This window comes from Brachybacterium equifaecis (assembly GCF_023509525.1).
GTDB classification, from domain to species: domain Bacteria; phylum Actinomycetota; class Actinomycetes; order Actinomycetales; family Dermabacteraceae; genus Brachybacterium; species Brachybacterium equifaecis.
Window position 1 is genome coordinate 233,282 of record NZ_JAKNCJ010000001.1, and the last position, 18,652, is coordinate 251,933.

General features: G+C 71.9%; 19 protein-coding genes. 11 read left to right on the forward strand and 8 right to left on the reverse strand.

Annotation, left to right across the window (positions count from 1 at the left end; genetic code table 11):
- Positions 1-99 precede the first annotated feature (99 nt).
- The 4 genes from Bequi_RS01075 (at position 100) to Bequi_RS01090 (ending at position 4,845) form a co-directional block, all read left to right on the forward strand.
- The gene (locus tag Bequi_RS01075; RefSeq protein WP_249736154.1) at positions 100-945 is read left to right on the forward strand and encodes a TetR/AcrR family transcriptional regulator; all 846 of its coding nucleotides are present in this window, start codon (positions 100-102) and stop codon (positions 943-945) included.
- Positions 946-1,022: 77 nt separating this feature from the next.
- Positions 1,023-1,244 carry a DUF3107 domain-containing protein gene (locus Bequi_RS01080; protein ID WP_249736155.1) on the forward strand — a complete coding sequence of 74 codons (222 nt, stop codon included), beginning with the start codon at positions 1,023-1,025 and terminating at the stop codon, positions 1,242-1,244.
- A gap of 23 nt (positions 1,245-1,267) precedes the next feature.
- Positions 1,268-2,869 (forward strand): metallophosphoesterase family protein, encoded by a 1,602-nt coding sequence (locus Bequi_RS01085; protein ID WP_249736156.1) that lies wholly within the window; start codon positions 1,268-1,270, stop codon positions 2,867-2,869.
- Between the two features lie 128 nt (positions 2,870-2,997).
- Positions 2,998-4,845: a DEAD/DEAH box helicase gene (locus Bequi_RS01090; protein WP_430623081.1), complete on the forward strand. Its 1,848-nt coding sequence runs from the start codon at positions 2,998-3,000 to the stop codon at positions 4,843-4,845.
- 136 nt (positions 4,846-4,981) lie between these two features.
- On the opposite strand, the gene Bequi_RS01095 is transcribed toward Bequi_RS01090, so the two are convergent.
- On the reverse strand, positions 4,982-5,611 hold the full coding sequence (locus Bequi_RS01095) for a MarC family protein (RefSeq protein ID WP_249736157.1): 630 nt from the start codon (positions 5,609-5,611) through the stop codon (positions 4,982-4,984).
- Positions 5,608-6,495, reverse strand: a complete 888-nt coding sequence (locus tag Bequi_RS01100) for a PHP domain-containing protein (RefSeq protein ID WP_249736158.1) — start codon at positions 6,493-6,495, stop codon at positions 5,608-5,610. The genes Bequi_RS01095 and Bequi_RS01100 overlap by 4 nt, the downstream gene beginning before the upstream one ends.
- A gap of 125 nt (positions 6,496-6,620) precedes the next feature.
- On the opposite strand from Bequi_RS01100, the gene Bequi_RS01105 reads away from it, so the two are divergent.
- The 4 genes from Bequi_RS01105 (at position 6,621) to Bequi_RS01120 (ending at position 11,318) form a co-directional block, all read left to right on the forward strand.
- Positions 6,621-8,171 carry an aminopeptidase P family protein gene (locus Bequi_RS01105; RefSeq protein WP_249736159.1) on the forward strand — a complete coding sequence of 517 codons (1,551 nt, stop codon included), beginning with the start codon at positions 6,621-6,623 and terminating at the stop codon, positions 8,169-8,171.
- 32 nt (positions 8,172-8,203) lie between these two features.
- Positions 8,204-9,526, forward strand: a complete 1,323-nt coding sequence (locus Bequi_RS01110) for a magnesium transporter MgtE N-terminal domain-containing protein (RefSeq protein WP_249736160.1) — start codon at positions 8,204-8,206, stop codon at positions 9,524-9,526.
- The gene (locus Bequi_RS01115; protein ID WP_249736161.1) at positions 9,526-10,179 is read left to right on the forward strand and encodes a DUF1003 domain-containing protein; all 654 of its coding nucleotides are present in this window, start codon (positions 9,526-9,528) and stop codon (positions 10,177-10,179) included. Before Bequi_RS01110 ends, Bequi_RS01115 begins: the two co-directional genes overlap by 1 nt.
- Positions 10,180-10,244: 65 nt before the next feature.
- On the forward strand, positions 10,245-11,318 hold the full coding sequence (locus tag Bequi_RS01120) for an Mrp/NBP35 family ATP-binding protein (protein WP_430623088.1): 1,074 nt from the start codon (positions 10,245-10,247) through the stop codon (positions 11,316-11,318).
- Positions 11,319-11,362: 44 nt separating this feature from the next.
- Here the strand turns inward: Bequi_RS01120 and Bequi_RS01125 are convergent, their stop codons facing one another.
- Complete coding sequence (locus Bequi_RS01125) at positions 11,363-11,788, reverse strand: twin-arginine translocase TatA/TatE family subunit (protein WP_249736163.1); 426 nt, start codon at positions 11,786-11,788, stop codon at positions 11,363-11,365.
- A 192-nt stretch (positions 11,789-11,980) separates the two neighbouring features.
- On the opposite strand from Bequi_RS01125, the gene Bequi_RS01130 reads away from it, so the two are divergent.
- Positions 11,981-12,634, forward strand: a complete 654-nt coding sequence (locus Bequi_RS01130) for an O-methyltransferase (protein WP_249736164.1) — start codon at positions 11,981-11,983, stop codon at positions 12,632-12,634.
- Positions 12,635-12,762: 128 nt separating this feature from the next.
- Here Bequi_RS01130 and Bequi_RS01135 read toward each other — a convergent pair whose 3' ends face one another.
- From Bequi_RS01135 to dapE, 4 genes are all read right to left on the reverse strand, one after another.
- Positions 12,763-12,933, reverse strand: coding sequence for a DUF3117 domain-containing protein (locus Bequi_RS01135; RefSeq protein ID WP_249736165.1), 171 nt, complete (start codon positions 12,931-12,933; stop codon positions 12,763-12,765).
- Between the two features lie 72 nt (positions 12,934-13,005).
- On the reverse strand, positions 13,006-13,251 hold the full coding sequence (locus Bequi_RS01140) for a hypothetical protein (RefSeq protein WP_249736166.1): 246 nt from the start codon (positions 13,249-13,251) through the stop codon (positions 13,006-13,008).
- Positions 13,248-14,096, reverse strand: a complete 849-nt coding sequence (locus Bequi_RS01145; RefSeq protein WP_249736167.1) for an LOG family protein — start codon at positions 14,094-14,096, stop codon at positions 13,248-13,250. Before Bequi_RS01145 ends, Bequi_RS01140 begins: the two co-directional genes overlap by 4 nt.
- 46 nt (positions 14,097-14,142) lie before the next feature.
- Positions 14,143-15,249, reverse strand: a complete 1,107-nt coding sequence (gene dapE / locus Bequi_RS01150; RefSeq protein ID WP_249736168.1) for a succinyl-diaminopimelate desuccinylase — start codon at positions 15,247-15,249, stop codon at positions 14,143-14,145.
- 108 nt (positions 15,250-15,357) lie between these two features.
- Here dapE and Bequi_RS01155 point away from each other — a divergent pair, with 108 nt between their 5' ends.
- On the forward strand, positions 15,358-15,759 hold the full coding sequence (locus Bequi_RS01155; RefSeq protein ID WP_249736169.1) for a GntR family transcriptional regulator: 402 nt from the start codon (positions 15,358-15,360) through the stop codon (positions 15,757-15,759).
- Complete coding sequence (locus Bequi_RS01160; RefSeq protein ID WP_249736170.1) at positions 15,759-16,886, forward strand: DUF5808 domain-containing protein; 1,128 nt, start codon at positions 15,759-15,761, stop codon at positions 16,884-16,886. Before Bequi_RS01155 ends, Bequi_RS01160 begins: the two co-directional genes overlap by 1 nt.
- A gap of 1,279 nt (positions 16,887-18,165) precedes the next feature.
- On the opposite strand, the gene Bequi_RS01165 is transcribed toward Bequi_RS01160, so the two are convergent.
- Entirely contained in the window at positions 18,166-18,648 is a 483-nt protein-coding gene (locus tag Bequi_RS01165; RefSeq protein ID WP_249736171.1) for an HXXEE domain-containing protein, read from the reverse strand.
- Positions 18,649-18,652: the final 4 nt, after the last annotated feature.

An 18,652-nucleotide genomic window follows, 5' to 3' on the forward strand; every position in this document is an offset into this window, starting at 1 on the left:
CGTGATACTTGCTGTCCGGCGACCCGTACTCGCAGCGCTGCGCGTCTGCCCCGGGCCCCCTGCCGCTCGGAGAGAGAGACCATGAAGCAGACTCAGCGGATGCCCCGTGCGAAGCGTCGAGCCCAGCTGCTCACGATCGCGACGATCCAGTTCGTCCGCGACGGCTACCAGGCCTCTTCGATGGACGACATCGCGGCAGCCGCCGGCGTGACCAAACCGGTCCTCTACCAGCACTTCGACTCGAAGGACGACCTCTACCTGGCTGTCCTGGAGACGATCGGCGAGGACCTCCTCGCCGCCGCGCGCCGACTGCGCCACATCGACGGCAGCACGCACGCGCGCGCGCGCTTCGGTCTCGTCGCTCTGCACGATGTCCTGCTCCCGCAGGGGGCGCTGCGCCTGCTCCTGGGGAACGAGTACGTCTCACCTGCCGCCTCCCAGATCACGGAGCGCATCCTCTCGGAGCTCGCCCGCTCCGTGGCCGCGGTTCTCGCTGACCATCGCGATCTCGGGGAGCTCGAAGCGCTCGTGCTGGGGCGCTCGCTCGTCGGCGTCCTGCAGTCCACGGTCGAGATGCTGCGGGAGGTCGAGAACGCCGCGGCCGGGGCCGCAGCGGATCCTCAGCGCCCCGCCCCGCCTGCCGAGGGCGAGGCCGCAGCAGGAGGGGATGCGCGCTCCGACGACGAGGCGACCGCTCCCGCTGCGACCGCGCCCACGATGACCGCTCCGGCGATGCCGGAGCTGGTCTCGGGTCTCGCGGCCCCCGGCGGGTCGCCCGAGGCCCTGGCCGCGCGCCGCCGGCTCCTGCTGGACGTGCTGACCGACTTCCTGATCGGAGGGCTCACGGCGTTCTCTCCGCATCCCGGCGCGGATCCGGGCACGGACTCCGTCCCCGATTCTGAGCCCTCAGTGAACGCGGACCCAGCCGTCGGCCGCACGCAGTGATGCGCCGATAGACTCGGAGCCGTGCGAGCGCGGCACAGCCGCGATCCCGCCCCCACCGCGACACGAAGGACTTCATCATGGACATCCGCATCGGCCTCCAGCACGCGCCCCGCGAGCTCACCATCGAGAGCGTCGAGACGCCCGAGGCGCTCCAGGAGACCCTCGCCTCCGCCATCGAGCAGGGCACGGTCGCCGTGCTGCGCGACTCCAAGGGCGGGACGGTCCTCGTCCCCGGCTCGAAGATCGCCTACGTCGAGTTCACGGGGCAGAAGCCGCAGCGCGTCGGCTTCCTCGGCTGACCATCCCGGCCCGCCCGCGCATCGTGAGCAGCAGCGTCCCGGAGCCCGTCGCACCCTCGGTGCGGCGGGCTCTGGACCGTTTCGTCCTCACCCCGATCCTCGCGATCGCCGGCGCCGCGATCGGCCTGGCACTGGTCCCCGCGACCACGGCGAGCGTCGGCCCCCTGGAGGTGTCGGTCGCGCTGCGCCCCTCGCTCTCCTCGGAGATGGTGCTGCTGGTGCCTCCGGTCGGGCAGATCGTGTTCGACTCCCATCAGGCTCCTGTGCGGATCGAGGGCCAGGTCGAGGGCGTGGACATCGCGCAGGCGCAGGCGCTCATCGCCGACCCCAGCGGCCTGTCCCGCCTCGAGCAGGAGGCCCCCGACGCCATCACCCGCGCCGCCGAGATCAGCGCGGCCCTGAACATCGCCTTCGCCGCGATCGGCGCGGGGCTCGGGGTGGGGCTCGCGACCCGCCGCTGGCGCCGCACGCTCATCAGCGCGGCGAGCATCGCGGCGCTCACCGGCTCCTGCGCGGGCCTCGCGGCGGCGACCTTCCGCCCCGAGTCGCTGCAGCAGCCGCGCTTCGAGGGGCTCCTCTCGCAGGCGGCGTATCTCGCCGACGTCGGCGAGAGCACCGCCGCGAACTACGCGAGCTACCGCGCGACGTTCGCCGAGTTCGTCGGGCAGGTCTCCGCCCTGTACGTCGCGGCCGACGGCCTCCCCGTCGCGCAGAACCGCGAGGACCTCATCACGGTGCTGCACGTCTCGGACCTCCACGACAATCCTCAGGCGTTCGACGTGATCCGGCAGCTCGATCGGCAGTTCGACATCGACGTCGTCGTCGACACCGGCGACATCGTCTCCTGGGGCACGGGCATCGAGCACGGGCTGCTCTCCCAGATCGGCACGATCGACTCCCCCTACGTCTACATCCAGGGCAACCACGACGGTGCGGCGACCGCCGCCGCCGCCGCCGCGAACCCCAATGCGATCGTGCTGGACAACGAGACGGCGGAGGTCGCCGGGCTCACCTTCGCCGGGATCGGGGATCCGCGCTTCGCCGCGGACGACGACTCCGATGCGGCAGGCTTCAGCGCGGGCAAGGAGGCCGTGGCGGGATCCGGCTTCCAGCTCGGCGAGACGATCACCTCCTGGGATGCCGCGCATCCGGAGGCGGCGGTGGACATCGCCCTCCAGCACGACCCCTCGCAGAAGGCCGGACTGCTGGGCCGCGCTCCGCTGGTGCTGTCGGGCCACATGCACTCCTCGAAGGTCGAGCTCGACGTGGACGGCTCGGGCACCGACTGGCTGACCGTGGGCTCCACCGGCGGTGCGCTGGCCTCCGGCGGCGTGCGTCCGGTGCTCGACGGCGGGGAGCCGCTGGACCTCACGGCCCGGCTGCTCTACTTCGACCGCACGACCCAGCGCCTGGTCGCCTACGACGACATCGTGATGGGCGGGCTGGGGCTGGTCTCGATCTCGATCCAGCGCCAGCAGCTGCCTGCCCGGCCCGAGGAGCCCGAGCTCACCATCCCCTCGGGCGCCGAGACGCCGGAGGCGAGCATCCCTCCGGAGCAGGTGGTCGAGCCGGGCGTGGGCCTGAGCGACGAGGAGCGGCTGAGCCCCGCGGGCACCTCCCAGTAGGCCGCATGCCAGCAGGCCGCATGTCCGTGCCGCAGGACCGCGCGAGCTTCCGGGCGGGCGCGCGCCAGGGGCGGCGCAGGGGGCACCGCTACGATGGCGGGGAGAATCCATGACCAGAGAGATGAACTGTGTCCGACACCAGCACCCCTGCCCCTGAGGCCGACGAGTCCGCCGCCGTGACGGCGCAGACCCCCGCCTCCCAGATCGCCGTCGAGCCCGGCTCCGGCGATGCCCCCTCCGATCCCGCCGCAGCGGCGCCGGAGGCCCCCGCTCAGACCTTCGCCGACTTCGACGTGCGACCTGACATCGTCGCGGCGCTCGCGGCCAAGGGCATCACCACGCCCTTCCCGATCCAGGCGATGACCCTGCCGGTGGCCCTGCGCGGCCGCGACATCATCGGCCAGGCGAAGACCGGCACCGGAAAGACCCTCGGCTTCGGCATCCCGATGCTGCAGAGCGTCGTCGCCCCCGGCGAGGACAACCCCTCCGGCCGCGCCATCGGCAAGCCCCAGGGCCTCGTCGTGCTGCCCACCCGCGAGCTCGCGGTCCAGGTGGCGGAGGATCTCCGCGCCGCCTCCACCCAGCGCCCCGTGCGCATCCTCACCGTCTACGGCGGCCGCGCCTACGAGCCGCAGATCGAGGCCCTCGCCGAGGGCGTCGAGATCGTGGTGGGCACCCCCGGGCGCCTCATCGACCTCATGCGCCAGAAGCACCTGGACCTCTCGCAGGTGCAGATCGCGGTGCTGGACGAGGCCGACGAGATGCTCGACCTCGGCTTCCTCGAGGACATCGAGAAGCTCCTGAGCGCCGTCCCCGCCACGCGCCAGACCATGCTCTTCTCGGCCACGATGCCCGGCCCGATCATGGCGCTCGCGCGCCGATTCATGCGCCAGCCCACCCACATCCGCGCTGCGGATCCCGGGGATCTCTCGCGCACGAAGGCCGACATCAAGCAGGTCATCTACCGCGCCCATCAGCTCGACAAGATCGAGGTGATGGCCCGCATCCTGCAGGCGCGCGAGCGCGGGCTGACGATCGTCTTCATGCGCACCAAGCGCCAGGCCGACCAGGTCGCCCATGACCTGATGGACCGCGGCTTCGCCGCCGCACCGCTGCACGGCGATCTCAGCCAGGGCGCGCGCGAGCAGGCGCTGCGCGCGTTCCGCAACGGGAAGATCGATGTACTCATCGCGACCGACGTCGCCGCCCGCGGCATCGACGTCGAGGACGTCACCCACGTCATCAACTGGAACTCCCCCGATGACGACAAGACGTACCTCCACCGCACGGGCCGCACGGGCCGCGCGGGCAAGAAGGGCACCGCGATCACGTTCGTGGACTGGGACGATCTGGCCCGCTGGGCGCTGATCGCGCGCCAGCTCGGGCTGGAGAGCACCGAGGCCGTGGAGACCTACTCGACCTCCGATCATCTCTTCTCCGATCTCGACATCCCCACCGACGCGAAGGGCACGCTGCCGAAGGCGAGCCGCACCCGCGAGGGCCTCGGCGCGGAGGTGCTCGAGGATCTGGGCGGCCCGTCGGCGCGTCGCGACAGCGGCCCGCGCACGGGCGGACGCTCCGGCGGCCGGGACGGCGGTCGCGAGGGCGGCCGTGGCCGCGACGGCGGTCGGGACGGCGGACGCGGCGGCGAGAGGGGCGGCCGTTCGCGCTCCGGCGAGCGCGGTGCGCACTCCGCTCGCGGCGCCTCCGCCGGTGATGCCGCCGAGTCCGAGGGCGTGACCGTGCAGCCCCGCGAGCGCTCCGAGCGCCCGCGCCGCGATCGCAGCCGCACGCGCCGCGTCAACGGCGAGGTCGTCGAGGGCGCAGGGTCGGGACCGGCTTCCGGCTCCGATTCCGGCGAGGGCGCTGAGGGCGGCGCACGCCGCCGCCGCTCCCGCGGGGGCCGCGGCCGAGGGCGCTCCGGCCAGAACGGCCAGAGCGCACAGGGCACGACCGGCGGGAACGACGCCGGCTGATCCTCAGAGGCCCATGCGGCCGCCGCTCCGTCAGCGAGACCGACGTCCTGTTCCAGATCGTGGAACAGGACGTCGGTCTCGCTGCATGCACGGCCGGCGGGGCGCCGGGAGCGGTGGCGACCAGGCGCCCGCGCACTCAGGCGGGGATGACGCCCCAGTCGGTGAGGAAGGAACGCACGGCGTCGAAGAGCATCTGCACGCTGATCGCGGCCAGCAGCACGCCGGCGATGCGGGTCACGAGGGTGACGCCGCCCTTCCCGAGCACGCGCGCGATCACTACGGAGAACCGCATGAACAGGTACATCATCGCGGCGATCGCCACCAGGGCCAGTGCGATCGCGGAGAAGCGCGTGATCTCGCCGTCGGCCCGCTGCACGAACAGCATCACCGCCACGATCGCCCCCGGCCCGCCCAGCAGCGGCGTGCCCAGCGGCACGAGCGCCACGTTCACGCCCTCGCTCGCGGCCATCTCGTCCTCCTGGCCCGCGAGCAGCTGCAGAGCGATCAGCAGGAGCAGGAGGCCGCCGGCGAACTGCAGCGCCGGCAGAGAGATGTGCATGTAGGCCAGGATGAACTGGCCGAACACGGCGAAGCCGACGATCACCAGCATGCCGACCCCGGTCGCGACCAGCGCCGCGCGCGAGCGCTGCTTGGCGGTCATGGTGCTGGTGAGCGCCATGAAGATGGGGATCGTGCCGGGAGGGTCCACGATCACGAAGAGGGTGACGAGCACTTCGAGGAGGAAGCGGGCGTCGACCACGTTCACGGCAGGAGGACCTCTGTTCGGCTGGCGGCGCGCTCGATCAGCGCGCTCAGGGCTGCGGGGGCGGTGAGGTTCTCCCCCAGCGCGTTCGGCTTGCCCGCGCCATGGTAGTCACTGCCTCCGGTGACGATGAGATCGCTCGCCCTCGTGAGGTCGCGCAGTCTCGCGCGCGCGACATCATCGTGCTCCCGGTGGTCGACCTCGATCCCTCCGAGGCCAGAGGCGATCATGCTCTCCAGGAGACCGTCCGGCACCTGGCCGCCGCGCATCCCGGAGGCGGGGTGGGCCGCGATCGACACACCCCCGGCATCAGCGATGGCGCGCACCGCGACGTCCGGGGCGGGCGCGTAATGGCGCACGTAGTACGGGCCCTGCGGGCTCAGCACCTCGCCGAACGCGGCGGAGCGGTCGGGCACAACCCCGCAGGCGACGAGCGCGTCGGCGATGTGCGGCCGGCCGACGGTGGTGTTCTCGCCGGCGACCTGGGCGGCGACGTCCTCCCAGGTGATGGGGTAGTCCGCGCCGAGGCGCTCGACCATCGCCCGGGCACGGCCGTCGCGGGAGGCGCGGGCGCGGGAGAGCTCCTCGGCGAGCGCGGTCCCGGCCGAGGGGTCGGGAAGGATCGCGAGCACGTGCACGCTGAAGTGGCGGTACTCGGTCGACACCTCGATCCCCGGCACGACGGCGATCCCGTGCGCGCGCGCCGCTCGCGCGGCCTCGTCCCAGCCTGCGACCGTGTCGTGATCGGTGAGGGCGATCGCGTCGAGCCCGCTCTCGGCGGCGCGGCGCACGAGCTCGGCGACAGTGGTGGTGCCGTCCGAGCAGCGCGAATGGGTGTGCAGGTCGATGCGGGCGTCGTCGCTGAGCCAGCGGGGGGTCTCGGGCATGTGCCCAGCGTAGCCATCGGTTCCCGACTGCCCAGCGCCGCTCGCGACCGCCTGCTCCGCTCCTCGGCCTGCTCCGCTCCTCCGACTGCCCTGCGCCGCTGGGCAGTGCGTGAGAGCATCGGGGGATGAGCACCCACGAGACCCCCTCCGCCGACCGCGCCGACACCGCTGCCGCAGGCCCCTCCCCCGAGGAGCTCGCCTCCCGCGGGGACTCCCGTGCGCAGCGGCCCACCAACGCGGCGTTCCGCGCGTTCATCGGCGAGGACTGGGACGAGTCGGTCCCGGAGCCTGCGCGCCGCGCAGCCGCCGACTGGACGCCCGCGCGCCGCGACACCCTGGTGCAGAGCCTTCCCGGGGCACGGATCGTGCTGCCCGCAGGCGTCTTCAAGGTGCGCGCGAACGACACCGACTACCCCTTCCGACCGGACACCGCGTTCGCCTACTACAGCGGGCTCGGCACCGATGAGGAGCCCGACAGCGTCCTCGTCGTGGAGCCGTCCGCCGAGGACCCGCAGCGCAGCGAGGCGACGTACTTCTTCCGCCCGCGCGGAGGCTTCGACTCCACCGAGTTCTATGCGGATGCGCGCTACGGAGAGCTGTGGGTGGGGCGCCGCCCCACGCTTGAGGAGGTCTCCGCGCAGATCGGCATCCCCTGCCGCCACATCGACGAGCTGCGCGATGCGCTCGGCAAGGACGTCGGCGCGCAGCTGGATCTGCTGATCAAGCCCGGCATCGACGCGGGGATCGAGGAGATGGTCGCCGAGATCCGTGCGCAGAACGGGCTGGCGGGCGGCGAGGAGCAGAGCGCCGCCTTCGACCTGCTCGCAGAGAAGGCCAGCGAGCAGCGACTGGTGAAGGACGACTTCGAGATCGCGCAGATGCGCGAGGCCGTCGCCGCGACGATCTCCGGCTTCGAAGAGGTCGTGCGGGAGCTGCCGGCAGCCGTCGGCCACCCCCGCGGGGAGCGCGTCATCGAGGGCGTCTTCGGCAAGACCGCGCGCGGGGCGGGGAACGGGGTCGGCTACGACACGATCGCCGCGGCCGGGCATCACGCCTGCACCCTGCACTGGGTGCGCAACGACGGCGCCGTGCGCGAGGGGGAGCTGGTGCTGATCGACGCCGGCGTCGAGGTCGACTCGCTCTACACCGCAGACGTCACCCGCACGCTCCCGATCTCCGGCACGTTCACCCCGGCCCAGCGGCAGGTCTACGAGGCCGTCCTCGAGGCGGCCGACGCCGCGTTCGCGATCGCCCGCCCCGGCATCCGCTTCCGCGAGCTGCACGCGGCGGCGATGGAGGTCATCGCCGCGAAGCTCGAGCAGTGGGGGCTGCTCCCGGGCACCGCGGCGGAGTCCCTCGCCGAGGACGGACAGTTCCACCGCCGCTGGATGGTGCACGGCACCAGCCACCACCTCGGACTGGACGTGCACGACTGCGCGCAGGCGCGGCGCGAGATGTATCTCGACGCGGAGCTGGAGCCGGGAATGGTCTTCACGATCGAGCCCGGGCTCTACTTCCAGGCCCACGATCAGAAGGTGCCCGCGCACCTGCGCGGGATCGGCGTGCGCATCGAGGACGACGTCCTCGTGACCGCCGACGGCGTCGAGAACCTCTCGGCCGCGCTCCCCCGCGGCGCCTCGGATATCGAGGCGTGGATGGCGTCACTCGCGCGGTAGGGCGCGCGCCGCCGGGCACTACCCTGGAGGGCGTGAGCACCTCCCCCCAGCGCTTCTTCGCAGCCCGCCTCGCCGGCACCGTCGTGTTCGACCCGATCGGCGAGCCCGTCGGGAAGATCCGCGACGTCGTCGTGCTGCCGCAGGCCCGCGGCGCGGCGCGCGCGGTCGGGTTCGTGGTCGAGGTGCCCGGCAAGCGCCGCGTGTTCCTCCCCGTCACGCGAGTCACCTCCATCACGCCCGGTCAGGTGATCTCCTCGGGGCTGCTCAACATGCGCCGCTTCGAGAAGCGCTCCGGGGAGATGCTCGTCATCGCCGATCTCCTGGACCGCACGGTGACGCTGCTCGACGGCTCGGGCCAGGCGACGGTCCAGGATGTCGCGCTCGACCAGAACCGGCACCGGGACTGGGAGCTGAGCAAGCTGCATGTGCGCCGCGCGAAGACGGGCTCCGGGCTCACCAAGCTGGTCTCCCGCGGCGAGACCCTGACCGTCGACGTCGACGCGGTCTCGGGGCTGCACGGCACGCAGGCGGAGCAGTCGGCCGCCCTGCTGCTTGCCTCCTACCAGGACCTCAAGCCCGCCGACCTCGGCGAGATCCTGCAGGAGCTCGACGCGAAGCGCCGCCTCGAACTGGCCGAGGAGCTCAGCGACGACCGCCTCGCCGACGTCCTCGAGGAGCTGCCGGAGGACACCCGCGTGGAGGTCCTCACCCGCCTGCAGGCCTCCCGCGCGGCGGACGTCCTGGACGTGATGGATCCCGATGATGCCGCGGACATCGTCCAGGAGCTCCCCCATGACCTCGCCGAGGAGCTGCTGGAGCTGATGGAGCCCGAGGAGGCGGAGGACGTCCGCCGCCTCATGGCCTACGACGAGTACACCGCCGGCGGCATGATGACCACCGAGCCGCTGATCGTCGCTCCGGAAACCCCCGTCGCCCACTGCCTGGCGATGATCAGCCGCGAGGAGCTCTCCCCCGCCCTCGCCGCCACCGTGCACGTGTGCCGCTCGCCGCTGGAGACGCCCACCGGCCGGCTCCTCGGCATCGTGCACTTCCAGCACCTGCTGCGCGAGCGCCCCGACCGGCCCGTCGGCGAGATCCTCGACGCCGACCGCCACACGGTCCCCGTGCACATGCCGCTGTCCGGCGTCACGCGCGAGATGGCCACGTACAACCTCGTCTCGATCCCCGTGGTGGACGACGAGGGCCGCCTGCTCGGCGCGATCACCGTCGACGACGTGCTCGACCATGTGCTCCCGGAGGACTGGCGCGAGCAGGATGAGCCGCCTGCGCTGACCGGTCAGATCGACCTCGCGGAGATCTCTCGCGCGGCCGGCGCCCGAGGGACGGCCCGCTGATGGCGGAGCAGCGCGTCCCGAGCCTGGACGATCCGGGCCCCCGCCGCCGCGCGCGGCTGCGCAGCCCGATGGGCGGGGACACCTTCGGCGCCGTGGCGGAGAGCTTCGCACGGCTGATGGGAACCCCCGGGTTCCTCGTCGGCATGACCCTTTTCTGCGCGGTCTGGCTCGCCTGGAACTCCCTGGCCCCGGCGGCAGCGCAGTTCGATCCGCGCGCCCTGAACTTCACCCTGCTCACCCTGATCCTCTCGCTGCAGGCCTCCTACGCCGCGCCCCTGCTGCTGCTCGCGCAGAACCGCCAGGACGATCGCGACCGCGTGCAGGCTGAGCAGGATCGCCAGTCCAACGAGCGCAATCACGCGACCACGGACTTCATCACCCGCGAGATCGCCTCGCTGCGCATCGCCCTGAACGATGTCGCGACCCGCGACTTCGTGCGCGGAGAGCTGCGCGACCTGCTCGAGGAGATCGAGGAGGGCCGCGGCGCGGCCGAAACCGGCGACGAGCAGGAGCAGCTGCGCGCGCTCGTGCGCGAGGCCGTGCGGGAGGAGCTGGCGGCCGGGACCGCCCAGGGGGTCTCCACCGGCGAGGGGCCGACGGATCGCGCGGGCGGCCCCGCTTCCGAGCGGGGCGCGCGCGAGAGCGACTCGTGAGCGGGAGCGAGAGCGGCGCCGAGGATCCGCGGATCGCCGCGATCCTCGAGGCGCTGGGCGGGGTGATGGACCCTGAGATCCAGCGCCCCCTCACCGAGCTCGACATGGTCGAGTCGGTCGAGATCGACGCCGAGGGCGCCGCGCACGTGAAGATCCTGGTGACGATCGAGGCCTGCCCGATGCGCGACCGGATCGAGCGCATGGCCGCGGAGGCCGCAGCGACGGTCCCCGGCCTCACCGCGGTGCGCGTCGAGTCGGAGGCCATGAGCGAGGCTCAGCGCACCGCGCTCACCGAGCGCCTGCGGCAGGGCCGGCGCCAGAACCCCTTCAACCGCCCCGGCTCCCTCACCCGCATCATCGCGGTCTCCTCGGGCAAGGGCGGGGTCGGCAAGAGCACCGTGACCGCGAACCTCGCGGCGGCGATGGCCGCCGAGGGCCACCGCGTGGGCGTGATCGACGCCGATATCCACGGCTTCTCCATGCCGGGCATGTTCGGCATCACCGATCGCCCGACCAAGGTCGGCGACCTGCTGATGCCGCCGGAGGGCCACGGCGTGAAGGTGATGAGCATCGGGATGTTCGTGCCCGAGCAGCAGGCCGTCATCTGGCGCGGGCCGAAGATGCACCGGGCGATCGAGCAGTTCACCGCCGACGTCTTCTGGGGGGACCTCGACGTGCTGCTGCTCGACCTCCCCCCGGGAACCGGGGACGTCGCGATCTCGGTCGCCCAGATCCTGCCGCAGGCGCAGATGCTCGTGGTCACCACGCCCCAGGTCTCCGCCGCGAGCGTCGCCGAGCGCGTCGGCTCCCTCGCCGCCGCCACGGAGCAGGACGTCATCGGGGTCGTGGAGAACATGAGCGGGCTCGTCCTGCCGGACGGCTCCGTGATGGAGGTGTTCGGATCCGGCGGCGGTCAGCGCGTCGCCGCGACCCTCGCGGGAGCCGTCGGCCATCCCGTGCCGGTCCTCGGGCAGGTGCCGCTGGATCCTGCCGTGCGCGAGGGCGCCGATGACGGGGTGCCGGTCGTGGTCTCGGATCCGGGCTCCGCGCCGGCGATCGCCCTGCGCGGCGTCGCGCAGGCGCTGCTGCATCGACCCCGCGGCCTCGCGGGGATGCGCCTGCCGCTCAGCGTGCAGTAGTCAGCGTGCAGTAGGGGGCATGCGCTGCCGCCCGGCGGGAGCGCTCAGGTGGCCTCGGGATCGAAGGGAGCGCGGCCGTCACCTGCGTCGGAGGCGTCCGCGCGGCTGACCGAGCGATCGCTGCGCGAGCTGCCCGCTGCGGAACCCGCTGCTGCGGCGCCGCCGACGGTCGCCGCAGAGACCAGCGACTTCGTGTCGGGCATGATGTCGTCGAGGCTGGTGTCGCCCCACGCGTCGCGGATGATGCGGCGAGGATCGTACTGGCGCGGATCGTACTTGCGCAGCTCGTCCATCGACATGCCCATCTCGTTCTCCACGGTGGCACGCGACTCCTCCACCCAGCGGCGGGCCCTGCGGACCCCCTGGATGACGTTGCGCGTGTACTCGGGAAGACGCTGCGGGCCGATCACGACCAGGAAGACGATGATGAGGACCAGCGGCTCCCAGCCGTTGAGACCGAAGATCTCCACGTGCTCCCCTTAGTGCTCCCGGTGGACGACGGACCGCACCAGTATGGCAGAGTGACGTCGCAGAACTCTCCTCGGGGTGCTCCGCAGGGCCGACGGGCGCGCGCCCTGTCGTACCCTGGACCGAGCCCGCCGCAGTTCCGGAGATCCGGCCGCGCGGCGCAGGCTCCACAACATCCAGGAGGAGATGCGCGCATGGCATCGGGGAAGATCGCCAGCTGGGCCCACGGCGAGGAGTTCGTCGGCGAGGATTCGCTGTTCGAGGCGGACGGTGTGCTCGAGCGCGCCCGCGAGCGCGGCAGCGAGCTCGGCATCGCCCCGGTCCTGCCCGGTGCGGGTGCGATGATCCGCGTGCTGGCAGCCGCGGTCGATGCGCGCAGCGCCGTGGAGATCGGCACCGGGGCGGGCGTCGCCTCCCTGTACCTGCTCTCGGGCATGAACCCTGCCGGGGTGCTCACCACGATCGACCCGGAGACCGAGAACCAGCGCGCCGCCCGGGCCGCGTTCACCGAGGCGGGCATCCGCCCTGCGCGCGCCCGCACGATCGCGGGCAGCCCCCGCGAGGTGATCGGCCGCCTCACCGATCACGCCTACGACCTGGTGAGCTTCTCCGCCGACGCCCCGCACGCCCAGGCTCTGCTCGAGCACGCGCGGCGCCTGCTGCGACCGGGCGGCGTGCTCGTGATCCTGAACGCGCTCTACCACGACCGCGTGGCCGACCCGGCGGCGCGCGACGCCCCCACCCAGGAGGTGCGCGCGCTGCTGCGCGCGGTAGCCGAGGCCGAGGATCTCGTGCCCGCCCTCGTGCCGAGCGGCGACGGCGTGCTCGCCGCGGTGCTGCGTCCCTGACGGCGAGTCGCTGACGGCGAGTCGCTGACGCACGGCCGTTCGCGACTGCCGGGACCCCCGTACAGCGAAGGACCCCGCCTCCCGAGATGATCCTCGGGGGTGCGGGGTCCTTCGCTGCGGTGCGGGGCTCAGGCCTTGATGACCCCGCCCAGCGCCTCGCGCAGCTCCGATGCCTCGGATGCGCTGATCTCGACGACGAGACGGCCGCCGCCCTCCAGGGGAACGCGCATGATGATGCTGCGCCCTTCCTCCACGACCTCCAGCGGACCGTCTCCGGTGCGGGGCTTCATTGCAGCCATGCGCCTGCCTCCCTCGATGATGTTCCGGCGCGGCGCCCCTGAGGGGGTGCCGTCAGCACGATGTCACCCCTATTATCTCAGGTTCTCGGAGATGGTGCTCACCGCGGGGTCCCCGAGGGCATTCTCGGCCGCCTGGGTGCCGTCTCGGGGCCGCTGTGATCGGGTCCGATGCGAGCCCGGTCGCGCCGTCGGCCGCTCCGGCCGCGCGGGCCGCTCCATGCCGATCGGCACCCTCCCCCAGGCCGCTGCGATGAAGATCGCCGCGGTCACGAGCGCGAGCCCCAGCAGGATCAGGACCCCGGGGCTGACGGCGGTCATGCCGAGCGCGCGGTGAACTCCGCCAGCACGTCGAGCGCCTCCTCGGCGGTGTCGACGACCCGCAGGATCGAGAGATCGGGCTCGGAGATCACCCCGTGGTCCAGCACCGTCGAGGTCAGCCAGTCGATGAGCCCGCTCCAGTAGGAGCGGCCCACGAGGATCAGCGGGAACATCGAGATCTTGTGGGTCTGCATGAGGCACAGCGCCTCGAACAGCTCGTCGAAGGTGCCGAAACCGCCGGGCAGCACGATGAATCCGCTCGAATACTTCACGAACACCGTCTTGCGGGCGAAGAAGTAGCGGAAGTCGACGCCGAGGTCGACATATTCGTTCATGCCCTGCTCGAACGGCAGCTCGATCCCGAGGCCGACGGACACCCCGCCCGCTTCCTTCGCGCCCTTGTTGCCGGCCTCCATGATCCCGGGGCCGCCGCCGGTGATGACGGCGTAGCCCATCTCCACGAGGCCCGCGGCGAGCTGCTCGGCCGTGCGGTAATCGGGGTGCTCGCGCGGGGTGCGGGCGGAGCCGAAGATCGAGATCGCCGGGCCCAGCTCGGCGAGCGCGCCGAAGCCCTCGACGAACTCGGACTGGATGCGCATGACGCGCCAGGGGTCGGAGTGGACCCAGTCGACGGCGCCGTCGTGCTCGAGCAGCCGCTGGTCGGTGGTCTTCTCGGGCAGCTGGGAGCCGCGCAGGGTGACGGGCCCCTTGCGGTGCTCGTCGGTCCGCTGCGCGCCGGGGGTGCTCGGCGGCTCGGACGTGCGCTGGATCTCCGGCAGGGGCTGGTCCGTCGGCGCCCCCTGGGGCTCGGGGGTCCGCGGTGCTTCGGGCGTGGCGTGAGTCATGGGGCGAGGGTAGCGCGCGGGACTGCGCGCCGCCCGCGCCGCGCGCTCAGGCCTCGAGCCCGAGCCAGCGCCGCAGCGCCGTGCGGCAGGCGGCGAGGTCGGCGACGGGGATGTGCTCGTCATCGGTGTGGGCGAGCAGCGGGTCGCCGGGGCCGAAGTTCACCGCGGGGGTGCCGAGGGCCGCGAAGCGGGCGACGTCGGTCCAGCCCTGCTTCGCATCGATGCGCACACCCTCCCCGAGCGCCTCGAGGAACGCGCGGGCCGGTGCGGTGTCCAGGCCCGGCAGGGCGCCGGCGGCGCTGTCGGTCACCTCGATGTCGACGGGGAGACCGGCGAGGACCTCGCGCACGTGGGCCTCGGCCTGCTCGGGCGAGGTGTCGGGGGCGAAGCGGTAGTTCAGCGTCGCGCTCGCGCGGTCGGGGATGACGTTCCCGGCGATGCCGCCGGAGATCGCGACCGCGTTCAGGCACTCGCGGTACTCGAGTCCGTCGATCACGGCCCGGCGCGCCTCGTAGGCGGCGAGGCGCTCGAGCACGGGCGAGAGCGCATGAATGGCGTTCTCGCCGACCCAGTCGCGCGCCGAGTGCGCGGCTTTCCCGTGCGCGGTGACCTCGAGCTTCATCGTCCCCTTGCAGCCGCCTTCGACTCCGGCCGACGTCGGCTCGCCGAGGATCGCGAAGTCCGCTTCGAGCCACTGCGGCTTCTCCCGGGCGATGCGGGTGAGGGAGTTGTCGGCGGCGGCGACCTCCTCGTGGTCGTAGAAGATCCACGTGAGGTCGACGTCCGGCTCCGCGGCCTCGACGGCGAGCTGGAGGAAGACGGCCACTCCGCCCTTCATGTCGCAGCTCCCCCGGCCGACGAGCTCTTCGACGCCGTCCCGGGTGCGCAGCGAGGAGGGGAGATTGCCCGCGACGGGGACCGTGTCGAGGTGCCCGGCGAGCAGCACGCGCTGGTCACGGCCGAGCTCGGTGCGCGCGAGGACCGTGTCGCCGTCGCGCTCGATGCGCAGGTGCGGAGCGTGGGCGCGCAGGGCCGCCTCCACGGCATCCGCGAGCGCGCGCTCGTTCCCGGAGACCGATTCGATGTCGATGATCTGCCGGGTGAGGTCCAGGATGTCGGCGCGCGGATCGAGAGCGGGGGCGGCGTGGTTCATGGAGCCATCGTGGCACGTCGCCCAGCAGCCGCGCGGAACTGTATCGGGATGACCGATACAGACTGTATGGTGGGGAGCAGTACAGTCGACTGCCGCGGGAGGCGCACCATGGACCTGCAGATCCTCATCGAGACGGATGCCGAGGCGCCCGCCTGGGCCCAGGTGCGCGATCAGCTCACCGCTGCCATCGCGAGCGGGCGCCTGCGCGAGGGCGACCGGCTGGAATCGGTGCGAGGGCTCGCCTCAGCGCTCGGCGTCAGCCCCGCGACGATCGTGCGGGCCTACGAGGCGCTGCGCGAGGACGGTCTGATCAGCACCGCTGCGACCGCGCGCGCGACGGTGGTCGTGGGCAGGTGGCCGGAGCCGGCACGCAGATCGTGGGAGGCCGCCCTCGAGCGCGTCCTCGCCGGGGCACTCGCTCACGGCCTGGATCGCGAGCAGGCCCTCGCGCTGTGCGCCGCCGGCGCGGACCGCGTGCTCGGCGCGCGGACCGCTGGGGGCGAGGCCTGATGGGCACCTCCGCAGCCCTCGCGCTGATGATCGCGGTTCCCGCGGCTCTCGTCGGGGCAGCGATGATCGCTCTGCCGGCCCTCTCGCGCTCCACCGTGCCCCTCGGGGTCGACGTCCCCTCCGATCGGGCCGGGGACCCGCGGGTGCGCTCGGCGGTGCGCGCCTACCGGTGGCGCTGCGCCGCGGTGACCGTGCTGTTCACGGCGAGCGCGGCGGCGATCCCCTTCCTCGTCGACGAGAGCAGGCCGGCGCTCCTCATGGGGCTGCTCATCGCGCTGCCGCTGCTCGAGACGGCGGCCCTGACGGCGGTCTTCGTGCGCTCCCGCCGCCCGATCCTCGCGGCGAAGCGCGCCGAGCGCTGGTTCGACGGGGCGCGCACCGCCCGCTCCGCCGTCGCGGGGCCGCTCCCCCACCGGGTGCCGGGATGGACCTGGGCCGCGCACCTCGTCGCGGTGCTCCTGGTGCTGCTGCCCCTCCCCGTCGCGGTCGCCCGGTGCGAGCACCTGCCCGATCCGTACCCCACGCACTGGGACGCCTCGGGCGCGCCCGACGCGTTCGCGCCGCTCAGCGCGGGCACGGTGCTGAGCCCGGTGTGGATCGGCCTCGGATGCGTGCTCCTGGTCGCGGGGATCGGGGCGCTGCTGCCCCGCCTGCCGATGCGCACCTTCCCCGACGGGGATGCCGACGGCGCCCCGCAGCGGGCCCGGCGCGAGCTGCGCGGGACCGCCGGACTCCTCGCCGCGGTGAACGCGGGCGTCGGACTGCTGATGTGCGCGGTCACCCTGCCCACTCTGCTCGGACTCTCCCGAGCGCAGGGCGCGGCGCTGATGTGGGGCGGGTTCGTCGCGCTGAATGTGATGGTGATCGGCGGGATCATCGCGGTGGCGGTGCGGAGGCGCCGCGAGCCGTGGGATCCCGCGAAGGGCGAGATGGAATCGGCCGACGAGGACTCGCGCTGGATCGGGGGACTGCTCTACGCGGATCGGAGCGACCCGTCGGTTCTGGTGCCGAAGCGCAATGGCATCGGGTACACGCTGAACCTCGCGAGCACGGGAGGGATGATCGCGACCGCGCTGCTGGTGCTGCTGGTCGCAGGTTCCCTGGCCCTGCCGTTCCTGGTGGCCTGAGGGACACTGGAGCGCCCTGGATTCCGTACCGATTCTCCTTGCCGAGACTCGGAACGGAACCCAGGGCGCTTCAGCGAGTCCCAGCGACCGCTCGAACCCCGGCCGACCAGGGTGTTGCCACGACGCTAAGACACCGCCACCCTCAACGTGCCCCATAACGATATGGTCACGTTCCCACGCCCCCGAGTGTGAGTCATGGCACTCTTATCCTCGAAGAAGCCCTGCACCAAAACCACCCAGGAGTGCACCCATGCGAACCACGATCACTTAGGCGGCGAGGCTGCTTTTTGCGACAGCCCTGTCGTTCACACTGCTCGCGGCCCCCTCGACTGCAACAGCGGAACAACCTCTCGCCACCCAGGCCTCGCACGAGATGATGGCAGCCTGGATACCTTACGATTACGTTAACTACACAACGAACACCAAATGCAATAATCGCCTCAGGTATCTCCGCACCCAATATCCCGACATGCACCTCGGGAACACGGAGTGCCGGGCAGTATCGGTACTGCAATGCCCGCCGAAGACCGTGTATTGGATCTACATTCTCGACAAGGCTGGGTACCGTGTTGCAGGAATTTCCAGCGAGGCCGCTCCGCACACGATTTCTCCCGACAGCCTTTCACTGGCGTGTTAATAACAGCGCGACCCTCCATGTCCGTCCAGCACCCCCATCCGCCACAAGAGTTACCTGGAAGGAGCGGCTGAACACCTTGTTGATATTCACTGGCTCAGGACACATACTTTCCGCGGCTCTCCTCGAAGATGGGCCTGACGATATGGCCGGGGTGAGATTCGACGTCGCGGGTCGAACCGACGCAGACGATCCTTCCACGCAGTTTCACGCAGTCATCGACTCGCTGGTCGACAGCGCCCGAACGAGACAGTGGAAGCGCCTGGTTGATACCAAGGCCGAGGCGGGAGAGCTCGTCTCGTGCCACTTTTCCGGATTCGCCACTATTACCAGCGGGCAGGATGATTCAGCGCCGCGGTACCACATCCGAACGTTCTTCATCGCCCCGGACATCTCTGCCATGCCAGGAAGATCGGATGCGTGAGGGCGGCATGACCTGAGACCGCCGTGTTCGCGGCGCGAGCAGGTGAGACTTCGGAAGCTGAGGATTCATGGCGGGAGTGTTCGAACAGCTGCTGAAAGCTTCAGCCCGACCGTTGCCGAATGGGGGCCTGCAGAATGCACCGTCGCCGCCCTCTCAGCGGTCGAGGGTCCGGCCTGGGGGCGAACGCCGAGCAGGCTGGTCCTAGTCCTGGGACCCGCTGATCATGGCGTTCGTGCGTAATTCGGCAGCCGTGCAAGGACGTGGCAGACGATGACGGCCGGGGCGAGGACCGCGAATCCTCGCCGCAGATCTGCGGCGCTCAGACCGCCCCCTTCACGCTCCAGATCATGGGCGGCCGCCCACGCCCCGGCTCCCATGACCGGGACAGCCGTGATCACCCCGGGGGTGTACCGATGCGCCGCCACCGATGCCAGAAGATGCGTGCCGACGTGCGCCCCGAGCCCCGCGAGAACGGCGCGATAGAGCCGGGAGCTGCCGTTCGAGGTCGCGCCCCGGAGGCAGGCGGCACCGACCAGGATTCCCATTGCCCCGACCGCCGTCCAGGACTGCCGGGCATCCATGCGGAGCCGCGACCGCCCCGTGCGCGCCGCGAGGACGTCGCAGGCATCAGGGAAGGTCAGCGCCTCTTCGACATCATGGAGCGCCCATGCCGTGAAGAGCATCAGCGGCCCGCGAGCGCGCATGGCC